The 16,391-nt window shown below is 71.0% G+C and carries 19 protein-coding genes; 15 read left to right on the top strand and 4 right to left on the bottom strand.

The features are described 5' to 3' along the window. Nucleotides 1-17 precede the first annotated feature (17 nt). The 4 genes from AAF430_11175 (at nucleotide 18) to AAF430_11160 (ending at nucleotide 3,255) form a co-directional block, all read left to right on the top strand. Nucleotides 18-389, top strand: coding sequence for a GFA family protein (locus AAF430_11175; GenBank protein ID MEM7410787.1), 372 nt, complete (start codon nucleotides 18-20; stop codon nucleotides 387-389). Between the two features lie 134 nt (nucleotides 390-523). Further along, nucleotides 524-2,353 (top strand): hypothetical protein, encoded by a 1,830-nt coding sequence (locus tag AAF430_11170; GenBank protein MEM7410786.1) that lies wholly within the window; start codon nucleotides 524-526, stop codon nucleotides 2,351-2,353. A 58-nt stretch (nucleotides 2,354-2,411) separates the two neighbouring features. Then, the gene (locus tag AAF430_11165; protein ID MEM7410785.1) at nucleotides 2,412-3,011 is read left to right on the top strand and encodes a DsbA family protein; all 600 of its coding nucleotides are present in this window, start codon (nucleotides 2,412-2,414) and stop codon (nucleotides 3,009-3,011) included. A gap of 19 nt (nucleotides 3,012-3,030) precedes the next feature. Next, on the top strand, nucleotides 3,031-3,255 hold the full coding sequence (locus AAF430_11160) for an Rdx family protein (protein MEM7410784.1): 225 nt from the start codon (nucleotides 3,031-3,033) through the stop codon (nucleotides 3,253-3,255). 43 nt (nucleotides 3,256-3,298) lie between these two features. On the opposite strand, the gene AAF430_11155 is transcribed toward AAF430_11160, so the two are convergent. Then, the gene (locus AAF430_11155) at nucleotides 3,299-3,739 is read right to left on the bottom strand and encodes a hypothetical protein (GenBank protein ID MEM7410783.1); all 441 of its coding nucleotides are present in this window, start codon (nucleotides 3,737-3,739) and stop codon (nucleotides 3,299-3,301) included. A 64-nt stretch (nucleotides 3,740-3,803) separates the two neighbouring features. Between AAF430_11155 and AAF430_11150 the strand changes: the two genes are divergently transcribed. Genes AAF430_11150 through AAF430_11135 form a run of 4 tightly spaced genes read left to right on the top strand, consistent with a single transcriptional unit; the run spans nucleotide 3,804 to nucleotide 5,678 of the window. After that, nucleotides 3,804-4,289, top strand: coding sequence for a DUF456 domain-containing protein (locus AAF430_11150; protein MEM7410782.1), 486 nt, complete (start codon nucleotides 3,804-3,806; stop codon nucleotides 4,287-4,289). A 13-nt stretch (nucleotides 4,290-4,302) separates the two neighbouring features. Beyond that, complete coding sequence (locus tag AAF430_11145; protein ID MEM7410781.1) at nucleotides 4,303-4,635, top strand: hypothetical protein; 333 nt, start codon at nucleotides 4,303-4,305, stop codon at nucleotides 4,633-4,635. A 6-nt stretch (nucleotides 4,636-4,641) separates the two neighbouring features. Beyond that, nucleotides 4,642-5,124 (top strand): type II secretion system protein GspG, encoded by a 483-nt coding sequence (locus AAF430_11140; GenBank protein MEM7410780.1) that lies wholly within the window; start codon nucleotides 4,642-4,644, stop codon nucleotides 5,122-5,124. Beyond that, the gene (locus AAF430_11135) at nucleotides 5,121-5,678 is read left to right on the top strand and encodes a hypothetical protein (protein ID MEM7410779.1); all 558 of its coding nucleotides are present in this window, start codon (nucleotides 5,121-5,123) and stop codon (nucleotides 5,676-5,678) included. The genes AAF430_11140 and AAF430_11135 overlap by 4 nt, the downstream gene beginning before the upstream one ends. A gap of 27 nt (nucleotides 5,679-5,705) precedes the next feature. On the opposite strand, the gene AAF430_11130 is transcribed toward AAF430_11135, so the two are convergent. After that, entirely contained in the window at nucleotides 5,706-6,005 is a 300-nt protein-coding gene (locus tag AAF430_11130) for a PilZ domain-containing protein (protein MEM7410778.1), read from the bottom strand. A gap of 120 nt (nucleotides 6,006-6,125) precedes the next feature. Between AAF430_11130 and AAF430_11125 the strand changes: the two genes are divergently transcribed. From AAF430_11125 to AAF430_11115, 3 genes are read left to right on the top strand one after another with little or no spacing between them, the layout of a single operon-like run. Then, nucleotides 6,126-6,491 carry a hypothetical protein gene (locus AAF430_11125; GenBank protein ID MEM7410777.1) on the top strand — a complete coding sequence of 122 codons (366 nt, stop codon included), beginning with the start codon at nucleotides 6,126-6,128 and terminating at the stop codon, nucleotides 6,489-6,491. A gap of 39 nt (nucleotides 6,492-6,530) precedes the next feature. Continuing rightward, nucleotides 6,531-7,076, top strand: coding sequence for an NUDIX hydrolase (locus tag AAF430_11120; GenBank protein MEM7410776.1), 546 nt, complete (start codon nucleotides 6,531-6,533; stop codon nucleotides 7,074-7,076). Beyond that, nucleotides 7,073-8,353 carry an ectonucleotide pyrophosphatase/phosphodiesterase gene (locus AAF430_11115; GenBank protein MEM7410775.1) on the top strand — a complete coding sequence of 427 codons (1,281 nt, stop codon included), beginning with the start codon at nucleotides 7,073-7,075 and terminating at the stop codon, nucleotides 8,351-8,353. Before AAF430_11120 ends, AAF430_11115 begins: the two co-directional genes overlap by 4 nt. Here AAF430_11115 and typA read toward each other — a convergent pair. Both typA and AAF430_11105 read right to left on the bottom strand, forming a co-directional pair. Next, the gene (typA, locus tag AAF430_11110) at nucleotides 8,338-10,140 is read right to left on the bottom strand and encodes a translational GTPase TypA (GenBank protein MEM7410774.1); all 1,803 of its coding nucleotides are present in this window, start codon (nucleotides 10,138-10,140) and stop codon (nucleotides 8,338-8,340) included. The genes AAF430_11115 and typA overlap by 16 nt on opposite strands. Nucleotides 10,141-10,153: 13 nt before the next feature. Then, complete coding sequence (locus AAF430_11105; protein MEM7410773.1) at nucleotides 10,154-10,939, bottom strand: glutathione S-transferase C-terminal domain-containing protein; 786 nt, start codon at nucleotides 10,937-10,939, stop codon at nucleotides 10,154-10,156. 168 nt (nucleotides 10,940-11,107) lie between these two features. On the opposite strand from AAF430_11105, the gene AAF430_11100 reads away from it, so the two are divergent. The 4 genes from AAF430_11100 to AAF430_11085 all read left to right on the top strand — a co-directional run bounded on the left by AAF430_11100 (nucleotide 11,108) and on the right by AAF430_11085 (nucleotide 16,391). Beyond that, the gene (locus AAF430_11100) at nucleotides 11,108-11,779 is read left to right on the top strand and encodes an HAD hydrolase-like protein (protein ID MEM7410772.1); all 672 of its coding nucleotides are present in this window, start codon (nucleotides 11,108-11,110) and stop codon (nucleotides 11,777-11,779) included. Beyond that, nucleotides 11,776-12,333, top strand: a complete 558-nt coding sequence (locus AAF430_11095) for a DUF427 domain-containing protein (protein MEM7410771.1) — start codon at nucleotides 11,776-11,778, stop codon at nucleotides 12,331-12,333. Before AAF430_11100 ends, AAF430_11095 begins: the two co-directional genes overlap by 4 nt. 50 nt (nucleotides 12,334-12,383) lie before the next feature. Beyond that, nucleotides 12,384-13,685, top strand: a complete 1,302-nt coding sequence (gene egtB / locus AAF430_11090) for an ergothioneine biosynthesis protein EgtB (protein MEM7410770.1) — start codon at nucleotides 12,384-12,386, stop codon at nucleotides 13,683-13,685. Between the two features lie 117 nt (nucleotides 13,686-13,802). Beyond that, complete coding sequence (locus AAF430_11085; GenBank protein ID MEM7410769.1) at nucleotides 13,803-16,391, top strand: tetratricopeptide repeat protein; 2,589 nt, start codon at nucleotides 13,803-13,805, stop codon at nucleotides 16,389-16,391.

Raw genomic sequence — 16,391 nt, 5'->3', positions numbered from 1 at the left:
GCTGTTTCTGCGGCGCAGTGCGCTACGCCGTCCGCCCGCCCTTCCGCTCCCGCACCTACTGCCACTGCCGCAGCTGCCGCGGGACCACCGGGTCGGCCTGTGTCGCGTGGTTCACGGCCGCCGGCACCGCCTTCAGCTGGACCGCCGGGGAGCCCCGGGGCTACGCCTCTTCGTCTCACGCGGTGCGGGATTTCTGCGCGAATTGCGGGACCCAGCTCACGTTTCGCGATGCGCGACGGCCCGATGAGATCGACGTCACGACGAGCTCCCTCGACGAGCCGGGCGGGGTCCTCCCCGAGGACCACACCTGGGCGTCCCAGGCGCTCGGGAGCCTGCCGCTCGGCGGAGGCCTCCCCGAGCACCGAAAGGAGCGCAGCGGGGAGGGCTGAACGTGCCGGAATCGCGTCATTTTCGCCCCAGTTCGGTTTCCAGGCGCCCGGATCCTCCCACGCCCCCCTTGCCGCAGGGACGGCCGGGGCGCACGCTTTCCGGGATTCGGGTTCGAGCAGGAGTCGACTTCGGCATGGCGGATCCCCCGCTCCAACCGGTGCTTCGGCCCGCCCGCGCCACCGGTGCTCCGGCCCCGCTGGCAAAGGCGCCGCAGCCCGCTTCCGAGATCCCTGAGCGCTATGCGATCCGGGAGAAGGAAGGCGACCGCGCGCTGGTCTGTGACGAGGCGCCGCGGCTACGGGTGATCCTCGACCCGGAAATGGCGGCTTCGCGCTCGGACGCGGGCGCCCTCGGCGAGCGGGTGATCCTGCTGGACGGCGCGGGCAGCTTCGGACCGCTGCTCGACACCGATCGCCAGCTCTACAACCTCGACCACCACGCCGGCTGCGAGCGCCTCTTCACCCTGGCGACCTGCGAACAGGCGCTGCTGCTCGTGGCGAGCGGGCTCGATCTCGGCTCGGGCGATTGGACCCTCTACGCCAACGACCCGGATCTCGACACGATCCTCGCGCTGTGGTGTCTGCTGAACCACCGTCGGGTGCGCGAGCTGCGGCCCGAAGCCCGCGACGTCCTGCTCCCGCTGCTGCGCTTCGAGGGTGCGATCGACGCCAACGGTCTCAGCCTGGCCCAGTGGTGCGGCCTGCCGAGCCACTCCCTGGCGGCGGCCCAGCGCAACGTCGACGCCCTCGTGGCCCGCGAGAAAGCGCTCCGGCAGGCCGGCGCCTGGAACCGCAAGGATCCCACCAGCTACACGCTCGAGATGCTGCGCGCCGTCGACGCGATGGTCTATCAGGGCGAAGACTTCGGCGACTACACGCGCGTCGAGGAGATCTATGGTCACGTCGAGATCGCCCCGGGCAGCGTGGCCGTGGTGTGCCGGGATCGCTCGGGAATCTACACCGTCGAGCAGCTGCTGAAGACGCGCTGGGGCGACCAGCTCAGCGTGATCGCCCTCGAGAACCAGCCCGGGGTCTACACCCTGCGGCGCGTGAACTCGCTGGCCGGCCCGGACCTCGAGCCGGCCTACGCGCTGCTGAACCGCATCGACCCGGCCGTCGACGGACGCCCGGTCGGCAAGCGCTGGGGCGGCTCCCAGGACATCGGCGGTTCGCCGCGCCCCCGCGGCACCCAGCTCGCGTCGGCGGAGGTGCTCGAGATCCTCTCCCGGGCCTACGAGCGGCCGAGTCGGTGGTCGCGGCTGGGCCGCATGATCACGGCCTTCGCGGTCGGCATCATGTTCCTCGGCTTCTGGCCCCTCGCCGCGGCGTTGCCTTCCCTCGAAGGCATCGGCGCCGCCGACCCGGCCTACAGCCCGGCCTTCGAGCTGGGGAAGATCGGACTCCTCGCCCTCGCGATCGGCACGGTCGCCACGCGCGCCGCCGCCCGCTGGCGGCCCTGGGTGTTCGGCTGGCGCGCACCGGCGCCCGGACGCTGGGCCTGGCTCGCGCCCGCCGTCTTCCTCTGTGCGCTGCCGGTCCGCGGCTGGACGCCGCTCACGATCGGCGACACGCCCCTGGAGATCCTCGCTGCCCTGGTCGCAGGGGCGCTGACCCTGACCGCGGCGGAAGTCTGGTTCCGCGGACTGGTGCACGGGATGCTCTCGGTCGACGAGCCCGTCCAGCATCCGGGCGGTCCCTGGTGGTTGTCGCGGGCGACCTGGGTGTCCGCCCTCGCCTACGCGGCGGTGACCTCGGCGTTCTCGATCCCGACCTTCTTCGGGACGGGTCTCGAGCAACTCGGCCTGAGCTCCCGGGAGATGCTCGCGTTCGTCGCGAGCTCGGCGCTCCTGGGCGGGCTCGCCCTCGGCGTGATCCGCGAACGCTCGCTCAGCATCGGTCCGGGCATCGCCCTCCAGCTCGTGGGCGGGCTGGGAGCGCTGGCGCTCTGGTTCTCGTGGACTTGAACCCTCGGCAGCGGCGCGCGCCCGGAAGGAACGCTGCCTGCTAGCCTGGTTGACACCGATGCGCGTCATCCATTTCTTCGACTACAAGAGCCCCTACGCGTATCTGGTCCAGGCGGACGCCCGTGCGCTCGAGACGGAATGCGGCGCCGAACTGGTGCTGCTCCCCTACACGCTGTCCGACGCCGAGTTCGCGAGCCCGTCTCCGGACGCGATGGCCACCGACCGCGATGCGCCCGCCCGGCGTCGACGCGCCCGCTACGTCCTGCGGGACTGCAAACGCGAAGCGACGCGTCGCGGACTCCCGCTCGTGCCGCCGCCTGCGCCGGTCGACAGCGCGGACGCCCACGTCGCGTTCCTCTACGCCCGCCGTCAGGGCGATCCGCGCGCCTTCCATGACGCGCTCTTCGATCGGTTCTGGCGGCGGAGCCTCGATCTCGGCGATCTCGACGTCCTGTGCCAGCTGCTGTCTTCGGTCGGTCTGGACGCGGCGGGCTTTCCGTCGTTCCTCGAGGGCGCCGGACGGGCCGAGTACGCACGGCTGGAAGAATGGGCGCACGAGGCGGGCGTGTTCGGCGTGCCGAGTTTCCTGGTCGGCAACGAGCTCTTCTACGGGATGGAACGCATTCCCCACGTGCGCGAAGCTCTCGAAAAGCTCTGAACCCCAAGCGGAGACCGTCATGGGCCGACCCCTCTCGATCACCTACTGCGCGCGTTGAAACTACCTGCCCCAGGCCACCAGTTTGGCGGCCGCGCTGCAGGAGTCCCTGGACGTCGAGACGACCCTGATTCCCGGCAAGGTCGGAGACTTCGAGGTGCGCGACGGCGAGCGACTCGTGTTCTCGAAGCAGGCCGAGGGACGCTTCCCCGAGACCGACGAGATCCTGCGCCTGCTCGAATCGTAGGGCCCCGCTGCGGGCCCGGATCCCGAAACGCGCTTGGATCGGCCTACGGGATCGGCTCGAGTTCCTGGAACAGCGGGCCCGTCATCAGCTCGACGAAACGCTCGCTCGCGTAGACGCGCTCGCCGCCCAGCTTGTCGCCATCGGCCCACAGGATGCCGACCACGTGGAAGTGCTCGACCCCTGCCTCGGTGCGCAAGGAGATCTCGTACTCCTGCGCCACCGACTGCTCGCTCACCCACTCGGCGACCAATCGAACGTCCTCGCGCATCGGCAGGAACCGCTCGCAGAACTGGGTGTAGAAGCGCCGCACCGTGTCCCCGCCGCGCATCCGCAGCCGGGCGGGATAGAACTCGTACTCGGGTTCCGCGACCAGCGTCGCGAGGAGCGGCTCGAGTTCGCCGCGGCCTTCGGACTCGGCGTGGAGCGCGCCGAGGGCCGCCATCTTCTCGGCACTCCAGCCCGGCGGGGGTGCGGTCGGGGTCATCGACCGCAGAGTACGGGTCCTGCCCGCATGCCGCCGCTTCGGACGCCGCGCTAGGTTCCGCGACGTGGAGCCGATTCTCCTGCTCTGGATCGTCGTCGTGCTGCTGGTGGCCGTCGGGATCGCCGGCGCCGTGCTCCCCGGCCTGCCCGGCGCGGTGCTGGTGTTCGGCGGCCTCGCTCTGGGCGCCTGGATCGACGGCTTCGCCTACGTGGGCCAGGGCACGCTGGCGGTCCTCGCGGTCCTGGCCGTGCTCACCTACTCGGTCGACTTCGCGGCGAGCGCCCTCGGCGCCCAGCGCGCGGGGGCGCATCGCAACGCACTCATCGGCGCGGCCGTGGGCGCCCTCGTCGGGCTCTTCTTCGGCCTGCCCGGGATCCTGCTCGGCCCCTTCATCGGTGCCGTGATCGGGGAGTACACCGCGCGCGGTGACCTCGAGCGCGCTGGCAAGGTCGGTTTCGCCACCTGGCTCGGCATGGCGGTCGGCAGCGCCGCCAAGCTCGCCCTCACCCTGTCGATGGTCGCGCTCTTCCTCTTCCAACGTTTCGCCTGAACCGGAGCCTCTGATGTCTTCTCTTCGCCGTGCGTTCCCCAGTGTGTTGTTCGCGCTCACCCTGCTCGCCGCCTCGACCGCCGAGGCCCACGGTCCGACGGTCCGGCTCGGACCGGCCGGCCCCTCGCCGTCGCGCCTGACCCTCGAGAAGGGCCAGACCGTCCACTTCGACAATCAGGACACCGAGACCCACCAGGTCGTCGGCGACGAGAACGCTTTCCAGAGCCCGAGCCTCGCCCCCGGGAAGGGCTGGCACCTGCGCTTCCCCTTCCCCGGCGAGTTCCCCTACGCCTACGGAAAGGACCCGGTGCACCGCGGCACGATCGTGGTCGAAGCCGGAGACTGACGCCGCGTGAGCCGCTTCACCGGCGCGTGCGCTCTCGCCTGCGTGTTCGTGTTCAGCGCGGGGAGTGCGCGCGCCGAAGGCAACGCGCGCCTCGTACTGCGCGATCTCGAGCGCCTGCAAGTCGCCGTCGAACGGCACCAGGCCACGACCGGTGAGCGCCCGCGGGACCGCAACACCCTCGGCGTCGCCGCGCGCCTCTACGCGCCTGGGGTGGCCCAGTCCGGCGGCGTGCCCGTCGACGCCTGGGGAACGCCCTACCACTACGAACCCAACGCGACGGCCGACGCCGCGCACATCTACTCCCACGGCGCGAACCGCAGCGACGATGGCGGGACGGGCGACGACCTGGTCGACGCCACGAGCGCCAGCCGCGAGCACTACCCCGAGCTGCTGGTGGCCCAGCGCCGCGCCCTGCAGCTCTTCCCCCTGCTCCTGCTCTTCGCTCTGGCGCCGATCGCCTGGGCCGCGATCCGCTGGTCGCGGCGTTGAGCACCGACCGCTCCTGCGGCTCCTGTTCGCTCTGCTGCGAAGTCCTGCGCGTCGACGCGCTCGAGAAGCTCGGCGGCGTGCGCTGCCTCCACCAGCGGCCCGAGGGCGGCTGCGGCATCTATGCGACGCGTCCATCGATCTGTCGCGACTACCGCTGCCTCTGGCTGGGCGGCGGGCTGGGCGACGACGATCGCCCGGACCGGCTGGGCGCGGTGCTCGACGTGGTCGCCGAAGGCGGCGGCCTGTGGCTCGAGATCCGCGAGGCCGAGCCGGGCCGCTTCGATCGCTCCCCCCGCCTCCAGACGATCGCCGACGAGGTTCGACGCAGCATGCCGGTGCGCATCAGCGACGTCGCGGCAGTCCTGGATCCGACGCGTCGCTTCCGCGTGCTCCTGCCCGACGGCGAAGAGCGCATCGTCGAAGGCGAGTGGACCACCGTGCGCCGACCCGGGAAGCCGGACGAACGTCGCCGCGCGCCCTGGCTCGAGCGACAGCTCGCCCGCTTCCGGCTGGCGTGGCGCCGCAGGCGCATCCGCGACTACCGCGGCGCGTGAGCGAACGCCCGACCGGGCGCCCGGCGGTTAGCGAAGACTCTCGACGAAGCGCTCGTAGTCCGGGTCGTCGTCGAGCAGACGGACGCCGAAGCCCGGGCGCGTGTGCGCGCCGGGTGCTTCGGACGTCGTCCACCAGACGAGCCCGGAGACGTCGAGTCGCCCCCCGCGACCGTCGCGAAACGAGAGCACCACCAGATCCCCTTGGTCGGGTACCTGGGAAGTGCCCACGAACGCGCCCCCCTCTGCGACGTTTCGGATCTTGCCCTTCCCGTGCACCGATCCCGCCTCGAATTCCGTGTCGATTACCGTACGAATGCGTGTCCCCATGCACCCTGCATCGAACCGGCCCGATCCCCGGCGCGTGACCGCCGTCACGCGTCCCCCATTCTCGCGAGCGGCGGGGCGCCGTCGGCCCGACGGAGCGGGCCGACGCGCTAGGGTTCGCGCGTGCCGCCCGACGCCACCGCTGCCGCTTTCCGCGCACGCATCGAGGACGCCATCGAGCGCGACGATCCTCGCGAATTGGCCGACCTGGCGAGCGAGATCGGAGCCCAGGCCGAGCCCTGGGAGTGGGCGCAGAGCTGCTGCATCGAGCTGGCGCGCCATCGCAGCGCGGGCGTGCGGGCCGGGGCCATCGTCGGTTTCGCCCACCTGGCACGCCGCTTCGGCCGCCTCGACCCGGGACGCGTCCGGCGTCAGGTCCAGATCGCGCTCTTCGACCCGAGCGAACTCGTTCGACGCCAGGCCGCGGACGCGGCGGACGATCTGCGCACCTTCCTCGGCTGGGAACTCGAGCGCCCGCCCTCGCCCTGAGCGCGAAGTCCACCGCCGCCGCCCGCTACACTGCGCGCGATGTCGGGGGACGACGCCGGTTGGCGCATACGGCACTCACGCACGCTCTTCGAGAGCGCGTGGTTCCGCTTGCAGCAGGACGACATCACCCTCCCGAACGGGGACGACATCACCTACACCTGGGTCGACCACGGGGGCTACGTCGTCGTCGTCCCGGTGCTCGCCGATGGACGAGTCGTGATGGAGCGCGTCTACCGGCACACGCTCGGTCGCACCCTGCTCGAGTGCCCGGCAGGCAGCCTCGATGGAGACGCGCCGCTGACGGCGGGCGCGCGCGAACTCGAAGAGGAAACCGGCTACCGCGCCCAGCAGTGGCAGGAGCTCGCAACCTTCTCCGGGAGCCCCGGCATCAGCAACGAGCAGTTCCATGTGTTGCTGGCGCGCGACCTGAGCGACGACGGCACGCTGCGCCGCGAGAACACGGAGCAGATGGAGATCGAGCTCTGGTCCTTCGACGAGCTCCACCGCATGGCCCTCTCCGGTGAGATCGATGACGGGCCCTCGGCCCTGGCCTTGCTCGTCGCCGCGCCCGCGTTGCGTGCATGAGCAGCCGCGCTGCGCTCCTGGCAGCCCTCCTGTGGTGGACGAGTGCGGGCGCCTGGGCCGCCGACTCCGAGGCGCCGCTCGAGCCCACGGTGATCGTGATCTCCCTCGACGGCGTGCGTCACGACTACCTCGAGCGGGCGTCCTTCCCGGCGCTGGGTCGCATGGCGCGGCAGGGCGCCCGGGCCGAAGCGCTGGTGCCCGTCTATCCGTCGAGCACGTTTCCGGGACACGTGTCGCTCGCGACGGGCACCTATCCCGACGTCCACGGGATCGTCGACAACGTGTTCTGGGACCCGGCGCGGGGCCGTTTCGACTACGCGAACGATGCGAGCTGGATCGAGGCCGAGCCGCTCTGGGCCGCCGCGGAACGGCAAGGGGTGCCGGCCGCCACCTTTTTCTGGGTCGGTTCGGAAACCGACTGGCGCGGCGTCGGCGCCCGCCACCGGCGCGCGCCCTTCGACAGCGGAATCGGCGAAGCCGAGAAGGTCCGCCAGATCCTCGCCTGGCTGGCGCTTCCGGCGGCCGAACGCCCCCGCCTGATCCTCTCCTGGTGGCATGGCGCCGACCGCGTGGGGCACAGCCACGGCCCCGACCACCCCGCGGTGGTCGAGAGCTTGTCGGAGCAGGACGCCCACCTCGCGCGCCTGCTGGCAGCGCTGGATGCGCGGAACGCCTGGCCCCACACCACGCTGTTGGTGGTGAGCGATCACGGCATGACGACCGCCGAGCACACGATTCCCCTGGGCGAGACGCTGTCGTCCGCCGGCGTGGAAGCGCGCATCGAAACGGGTGCCGCGGTCGCCCACCTGTTCTTCGAGGAGACCGATGCGGTCGCGCGCGCCGAGGCCGCACTCGAAGGCCTCGCCGGTGCGACCGTCCATCGACGCGCCGCGTTTCCCCGCGCCCTGCGGCTGACCCACCCGCGTCGCAGTGGGGATCTGATCGTGCAGGCGACGCCGCCGTATACCTTCCGCCGCGGAGGGCTACTCGCAACCGTGGGCGACCTGCTCGGTCGCCGCCGCGGACTCCACGGCTACCGCGCCAGCGAGCCCGACATGCAGGGCATCCTGCTCGCGCTGGGACGGGGCGTCGCACCCGGCGAGACGCTCGGCCCGGCTGCGATGATCGATGTCGCCGCCACCGTGAGCGCGCTGCTCGGGATCGATCCACCGGCCCAGTCGGAAGGCGCGCCGATCCCCGGGATCGGTCCACCGCTGGCGCAGACGAGCACTCCGGACCCGGGAAGCGAGACGGGCGCGGCTCAGCGCTTGCGGTGACTCCGAGACAGGATCCGCTTGCGCAGGCGCAGCGTGCTGGGCGTCACCTCGAGGAGCTCGTCGTCTTCCATCCACTCGAGGGCCCACTCGATCTCGACCTTCCGCGGCGGCGTCAGGATCGTGGCGTCGTCCTTCCCCGCGGCGCGGATGTTGGTGAGCTTCTTCGCGCGCACGACGTTCACGTTCATGTCGCCGCGGCGGCGATTCTCACCGACCACCTGTCCCTCGTAGACGGGCTCGCCCGAGGTCACGAACAGCGTGGCCCGCTCCTGGATGCTGAACAGGCTGTAGGCCGTCGTCTTTCCCGCGTCGGTGGCGACGATCGCGCCGACCCCGCGGCTCGAGAGATCCCCGGCCCACGGTTCATAGCCGCGCACGGTGCGGTGCAGGACGCCCTCGCCCCGCGTGTCCGAGAGGAACTCGTTCCGGTAGCCGAAGAGCCCGCGACTCGGCACCACGAACTGGAGACGCACGCGGTCGCCGCGCTGCTCCATGCTCTCCATACGACCGCGGCGCTGGGCGAGCTTCTCCATCACCGAGCCGGCCGCGGTTTCGGGCGTCTCGATCACCACGTCCTCGACGGGCTCGCTGCGCTGGCCGTCGATCTCGCGGGCGATGATCTCGGGACGCGACACGTTGAACTCGTAGCCCTCGCGCCGCATCGTCTCGATCAGCACGGCGAGCTGAAGTTCTCCGCGTCCGGCCACGAGGAAGGTCTCGGGCGTGTCCGACTCCTCCACCGAGATCGAGACGTTGCCGAGCGCTTCGCGCTGCAGGCGCTCGTCGATCTGACGGCTGGTGAGGAAGCGTCCTTCGCGTCCGGCCAGGGGCGAGGTGTTCGCGGAGAAGTGTACGCGCACGGTGGGCGGGTCCACCGAGATGCGCGGAAGCGGCTCGAGCGCATCCGGGGCGCAGACCGTGTCGCCGATCTCGATCGAGTCGACACCCGCGAGGACCGCGAGCTCGCCGGCCCCCGCCTCCTCGAGCTCCACGCGCTCCAGGCCGCGCGCGCCCAGCAGCTTCGTCACGCGGAAGCGCTCCGAGCTGCCGTCCTCCGCGACGCGGGCGACGCTCTCGCCGCGCACGAGGCGTCCGCGGGACACGCGCCCGATGACCAGCCGGCCCAGGTAGCTGTCGTAGCCGAGGGTGACGGCCTGGAACTGGAGCGGCGCCTCGGTATCGACCACCGGCGCGGGCACCTGGGCGATCAGCGTATCGAGCAGCGGCCGCAGATCCGTTCCGGGGTTGTCGACATCGAGGGTCGCCGTACCCTGCTTCGCCGAGGCGTAGACCACCGGGAAGTCGAGCTGTTCGTCGCTGGCCCCGAGGTCGACCAGCAGATCGAAGACCTCGTCCACCACCGCCTGAGCGCGCTCTTCGGGGCGGTCGATCTTGTTGACCACCAGCACCGGGCGCAGCCCATGAGCGAGGGCCTTACCGACGACGAAGCGGGTCTGGGGCATGACGCCTTCGACCGAGTCGACCACCAGGAGCACCGCGTCGACCATCGACAGGACGCGCTCGACCTCGCCCCCGAAGTCGGCGTGGCCCGGCGTGTCGACGAGGTGGATCTGGACGCCTTCGAACTCGACGCAGGTGTCCTTCGCGTGAATCGTGATGCCGCGCTCGCGCTCCAGGTCTTCCGAGTCCATGACCCGCTCGGCGACTTCCTGGTTCTCGCGAAACGCGCCCGTGGCGCGCAGCAGCCCGTCGACGAGCGTGGTCTTGCCGTGATCGACGTGGGCGATGATCGCGACGTTGCGGAGATCTTTTCTGGGTTCTTCCATGCGTGCGCTCGGGCTAGAGGGAGAGCGGGAACTCGAGGTGATCCCGGTAGATGCGATCGCGGTGGGCGAGCAGCTCCGGATCGACGGCCTTGGCGATCCGGTCACCCGTGTTCTGGTAGCTGGCGCGCAGCATGTCGGGCATGGCGCACACGTCGGGCGGCAGCGGCGCGACCAGCGCTGCCATCGCCGCCCAATAGATGTCGAGAGCCGAGAGTCGGTCGCCCACCAGGAAGTCGCGGCCGGCGGCCCGCTGGGCGGCCAGTCGGTCCGAGAGCAGACCGAGGATCTCGACCACCCGTCGCTCGGCGACCTCAGCAGCGGCGCGACTGTAGCCGTACTGGACGACCATCCGCCCGAGCGTCGGCTGCAGGGCCTCGGGCAGCTTCCCCTCGGCGTCCATCAGGCCGTGGAACATCATGAGGCGACGGCACCAGCCGAAGCCGCCCTCCCCCATCAAGAGATGGGAGAGTCCGTAGCAGGCGACGCGGTCTTCGGAGGCGTCCGGGAGCAGCGAGGGTTCGGGGGCCAGGTGCTCCGCGAGCCACAGGATCTCGGACCACCCGGTCCGCGGCGGCTGCTCGTCGAAGACGACGACGGGGGCGTTGCGGTGCCCCGTCCACGCGAAGAGCGCGTCGTTGTCGGCACCGCCCTGTTGGGCCACCCGCGTGAAGGCGAGGCCCTTCGCGTGGAGTACGCCCTTCGCGGCCTCGCCCCACGGCCCGGGCACGCCCTGGGTCAGGACCACGCGCAGGCCGGACTGGTCTCGCGCCGTCGCGAGGTCGACGTAGGTTTGGGACACGGGAATCTCCGTTCGCGGGATCGCCGCGGACGCGGACGACTGCTGGGCGGCAGGGCCGCCAGGCTCGGGACAGGGAACTCGGGAGGAGGGAAAGGACTCCGGAGCGGGACCGGCGTATGCCGGCAGCCAGAGCGGGCCCTACTCTACCGCGCCCACCCGGAGTCGCGCTTGCCCGCTCCCCCGGCACTCGTCCTCTTCGATCTCGACGGCACCCTCACCGATTCGGCCGAGGGGATCGTCAAGAGCCTGACCCACGCCTTCCGCGCGCTCGGCGACCCGGCGCCGGCCGAGTCCATCCTGCGCGGGGAGATCGGAACGACGCTCCCGGATGTCTTTGCGCGACACCTCGCCGAGCCGTCCGAGCCCCGGATCGCACGCGCGATCGACGCCTACCGCGAACGCTTCGATCGCGTCGGCTGGCAAGAGAACCGGGTCTATGACGGAATCCCGGCCCAGCTCGCCCAGCTGCGCGCCCAGGGCGTGCGCACCGTCGTGGCGACCTCGAAGCCCGCGACCTTCGCCGAACGCATCGTCGCCCACTTCGATCTGGACCCGCATTTCGATCGCGTCTACGGCAGCACACTGGACGGACGCCTCGCCGACAAGGCCGAGCTGCTCGCGCACATCCTGGCCGAGCAGGGCCAGGGTGCCCGGCACTGCGTGATGGTCGGCGACCGCCACCACGACGTCCGGGGCGCGCATGCCGTCGGTGCGCGCATGGTCGGCGTCCTCTGGGGCTACGGCAGCCGCGACGAGTTGGAGGACGCCGGCGCCGACGAGCTTTGCCCGCGGGTCGACGAACTGGCCGCGCTCGTGTCCGGACCTAGGGTCGGGTCATGAGCGCGCTCGACGACGAACAGCGACGTCAGGTCGCCTACTGGCGCAGCGTCCCGCGCGGTCGCCCGGAACATGCCGAGGTCCCGGGTCCGGGCCAGGAGTCGGTCTGGGACTACCCGCGACCTCCGCGCCTCGAGCGCGTGGGGAAGTCCGTGCGCGTCGAGTTCGCCGGGCAGATCGTGGCCGAAACGCACGACGCGCTGCGCATCTGTGAGACCGCGAGTCCTGCCACCTATTACCTCCCCGTGCGCGACGTCCAGAAGGACTGCCTGGTGCCCGCCGGCGGAAGCTCCCTCTGCGAATGGAAGGGGGCCGCGCGCTACTTCCACATCGACGCCGGGAACGCCCGCGCCGAACGCGCCGCCTGGGGCTACGACGAGCCGCTCGCGCCCTTCGAGGCCCTCGCGGGCCACGTCGCGATCTTCGCGGGGCGCGTCGACGCGTGCTTCGTGGGCGATGCGCGGGTGATTCCCCAGCCCGGCCCCTTCTACGGCGGCTGGATCACGCCCGACCTCGTCGGCCCCTGGAAGGGCGAGCCGGGCACCGAGCACTGGTAGCCCGGTTTGCATCCGGCGGGGCAGGTTCGTAGGTTCTGGTCCGTCGCGTCATGACGATCTCCAGCGATGCTCCCAGCGCCGAGGCCCTGGCCAAGCGCTTCCGCTCGATCCGCTCGGCGTCGATCGCCCTCGCCGATCCGCTTTCGCCGGAAGACTGCGCGCTGCAGTCGATGCCCGATGCCAGCCCCACGAAATGGCATCTCGCGCACACCACCTGGTACTTCGAGACCTTCGTGCTCGAGGCGGCGATCCCCGACTACGCGCCCTTCCGGCCCGAGTTCCGCTTCCTGTTCAACTCGTACTACAACAGCGTCGGCGAGCAGTACTCGCGCCCTCACCGGGGCCTGCTGTCGCGACCGGGCCTCGACGAAATCCTCGCCTATCGCGAGCACGTGGACACGCAGGTGCTCGCGCTGCTCGAAGCCGACCGGGTCTCGCCCGCGGGCCGCGCGGTGGTCGACCTGGGCAACCACCACGAACAGCAGCACCAGGAGCTCATCCTCACCGACCTGAAGCATCTGCTCGCACGCAACCCGCTCGATCCGGCGTACCGCGCGTCGGCGGCGAGCGAGAAGGGCAGCGCGACGGAGGAAGCACACCGCTTCCATCGCTTCGAGGGAGGGCTGGTCGAGATCGGTCACCCGGGCTCCGGGTTCGGCTTCGACAACGAGGGACCGCGCCATCGGGTCTACCTCCAGCCCTTCGAACTCGCCCGTCGGCCCGTCACCAACCGCGAGTACCTCGCCTTCGTCGAAGCCGGCGGATACGAGGACCCGACGCACTGGCTCTCCGACGGCTGGGCAGCCGTCACCGAACGAGGTTGGCAGGCGCCGCTCTACTGGCGGCGCGAAGACACGGGGTGGACGACCTTCACCCTGGGCGGTCGCCGCACCCTCGACCTGGACGCTCCCGTCTGCCACCTGAGCTTCTACGAGGCCGACGCCTACGCGCGCGCGCAGGGCTCGCGGCTCCCGAGCGAAGCCGAGTGGGAGACCGCAGCCCTGCGAAGCGTCGAAGCTTCGGAGCGCTTGATCGAAGGGAACTTCGTGGAGTCGGGAGCGCTGCATCCCCGGCGCGCTCCGGTCGACGCCACCGGCGATCTCGTCCAGCTCTTCGGCGACGTCTGGGAGTGGACCCAGAGCGCCTACGGCCCCTACCCGGGCTACCGCCCGATCGAAGGGGCGCTCGGCGAGTACAACGGCAAGTTCATGAGCAGCCAGATGGTGCTGCGCGGCGGCTCCTGCGCAACGCCCGCCGATCACATCCGCGCCAGCTACCGCAACTTCTTCTACCCAGACGCCCGCTGGCAATTCAGCGGAATTCGGCTCGCGAGAGACCCGATTTCTCCCTGATTCCCCGCGTCCGAAGAAGAGTCAACGTCCAGCCCCGCTCAGCCGAAGAGTTCTGCGGGGTCGGCTGCCCAATCGCGATTGCGCCGACCCGGAAAACTTCCGGCAGAGGTGGAATCGATGGTGGAGACGTCGACGCGTGGCTGCGGACCCAGGTCCTCGGTCTTCGGCGCTTGGATCCTCTCGCTCGGGTGCGCCCTCGCGGCCACTGGCTGCGCCACCTCGGACCCCTGGCGCGCAGGCCTCGAGGCCTTCGACAAGGGTGAGGTCGAAGCCGCCGAGGCGCACTGGGAACGCGCCCGCGCCGAGGCCGAGTCACTGGGCGAGGACGATCCGCGCCTGGTCCAGAGCCTGCGCGCGCTCGGCGAGCTCTACGCCCACACCGGACGACTGGACGAAGCGCGCGAAGTCTTTGCACGCTGGCGGGACACCCGAGCCCGGCGCGGCGACCCCGAAGACGAGAGCCTCGCCACCGGCGTCGAGACCCTGGCCGCGCTCCACCTGGTCGAGGGCAACCTGCCCGTGGCCGCCCGTCACTACGAAGAAGCCCTGGCGGTGCGCGACAAGCTACCGGACACACCGCCGAAAGAGCTCGCCTCCCTGCTCGAGCAGCTCGCGAGCGCCTACGACGCACTCGGTCGAGGCGAGCGTGCCGCCGCGCTCTACGAGCGGTCCATCTCGATCCGAACCCAGGAACTCGACGACGACGAACGCGACCTGCCCGAATCGCTGCACGCTCTCGCCGTCGTCCACCAGGCGCGCGGCCACTACCGCGAAGCCGAGCACTTCTACCAGCGCACGCTCGCGGCCCTCGACGAACACGGCGACATCCCCGAGCTGCGCGCGCGCACGCACACGAATCTCGCGGCGACGCTGCGCATCCAGGGCCGGCACGGCGATGCGCTCGGGTTCGCGAAACAGGCGCTCGCCCTGCGCGGCGGCCCGGACGCCGAACCGAGCGGACCGCTCGCCTCGATCCTGAACGAGATCGCCTCGATCCACCATGCGGCGGGACGCCTCGAAGAAGCGGAGAAGACCCATCGCGACGTGCTGGCGATCCGACGCCAGGTGTTCGGCGCAGACAGCGGCGAAGTCGCGATGAGCTTCAACAACCTGGCGCTGGTGCAGCAGGCGCGTGGGCGCCTCGATCAGGCCGAGACCCTGCTCCTGCGCGCCCTGCGCATGCGCCAGCAGCAGGTCGGCGATGCGCACCGCGAAGTCGCGGCCATGCAGAACAACCTGGGCCTCCTGCTTCGCGAGCGCGGCGACCACGAGCGCGCGATCACGGCGCTGCGCGCGGCCTCGGATCGGTTCGACCAGCTGGTGGGACCGAACCATCCGGAAACCGCGATGGCCTTCCACAACCTGGCGGACCTGCTCCACGCGGTCGGTCGCAGCGCCGAGGCCGAGTCGTTCGCCACGCGGGCGCTGCGCAGCAAGCAGCGCTCCTTCGGTCCCGAGCATCGTCGCGTGGGCGACACCCTCGCGCTGCTGGGTCAGATCGCGTCCGGTCGGGACGACTCGGACCTGGCCGAGCGGCGCTTCCGCCAGGCGCTCGACGTCTGGAAGAAGCACCCGCCGCGCGACGAGCGCGCGGTGGCGGAGGTGCTCGGCAACCTCGCGCTGGTCCACCAGTCGCGAGGCGAGTACGCAAAGGCCTACGACCTCTTCGAGCGCTCGATCCCGATGTTCGAGCGCGACCTCGGACCGGGCAGCCCGATCGTCGCCCGCGCGCGCTACCACCAGGCCGCGAGCTTGACCGCGCGGCGTCAGTACGCCGCCGCGATCCGTCTGTTCGAGAAGACCATCGCCGCCGAGGAGGCGAACCGCGGCGTGGGTTCTCCGGCGCTGGCGCGCCCCCTCGTCGGTCTCGCCTACGTGCAGCTCGAACTCGACGACTTCGCCGGAGCGCGGTCGCACTTCGAACGCGCGATCGCCCTGCTCGAGACGACGAGACCCCTCGAGCTCCGAGCGCTCGCCTTCGCCCTGAGCGGACTCGCCGACACCTCACAGCGCGACGGGAAGACGGGCGAGACCGAAGGTCACTACCAGCGCGCGATCGCCCTGCTCGCTCGGGAAACGCCTCCCGACGCCGAACAGCTCGGGGCGACCCTCGCCAACCTCGGCTCCTTCCTCGGACGCAGCGAGCGCCATGCTGCAGCGCTGGTGCAGTTCACGAAGGCGATCGAGCAGCTCTCGAACGCCCACGGTCGCGAGCACGAGACCGTCGCCCGCGTCTTCTTCGAAGCAGCGGGGAGTTACGCCGCCCTCGGGCGCCGCGACGAGGCGGTCCGTCGCTACGAGCAAGCGCTCTCGATTCGGGAGTCGGTGCTCGATCCGAATCACCCAGACCTCGCCCGCAGCCTCGACGCCCTGGGCGCCACGTTGGTTGAGCGCGCCCAATACGATCAGGCGCGCCCGCTGCTCCAGCGGGCGGTCGCGATCCACGAACGCGGCGAGACCCAGCCGATCGAGCTCGGCGTCAGCCTCTCGTACCTGGGACGCGTCTACGCGGCCCAGAACCGCAAGGACATGGCCCGCCGTACGCTCGGGCGCGCGCTCGAGATCGTCGAACCCGCGCTCGGAAAGGTGGACCCGCTCACCCTGGCGACCCGCGCGTCGATCGAGAAGCTCGCGTTCTCCGAAGCGGGGCCGGCGAACATGCCCGACGCCCTGCCCGCCCCGGATGGGTTGGAGACGCGCCCCTAG

The organism is Myxococcota bacterium (assembly GCA_039030075.1).
In the GTDB taxonomy this organism is placed as follows: domain Bacteria; phylum Myxococcota_A; class UBA9160; order UBA9160; family SMWR01; genus JAHEJV01.
This window is presented reverse-complemented; position numbering and strand designations above follow the sequence as displayed.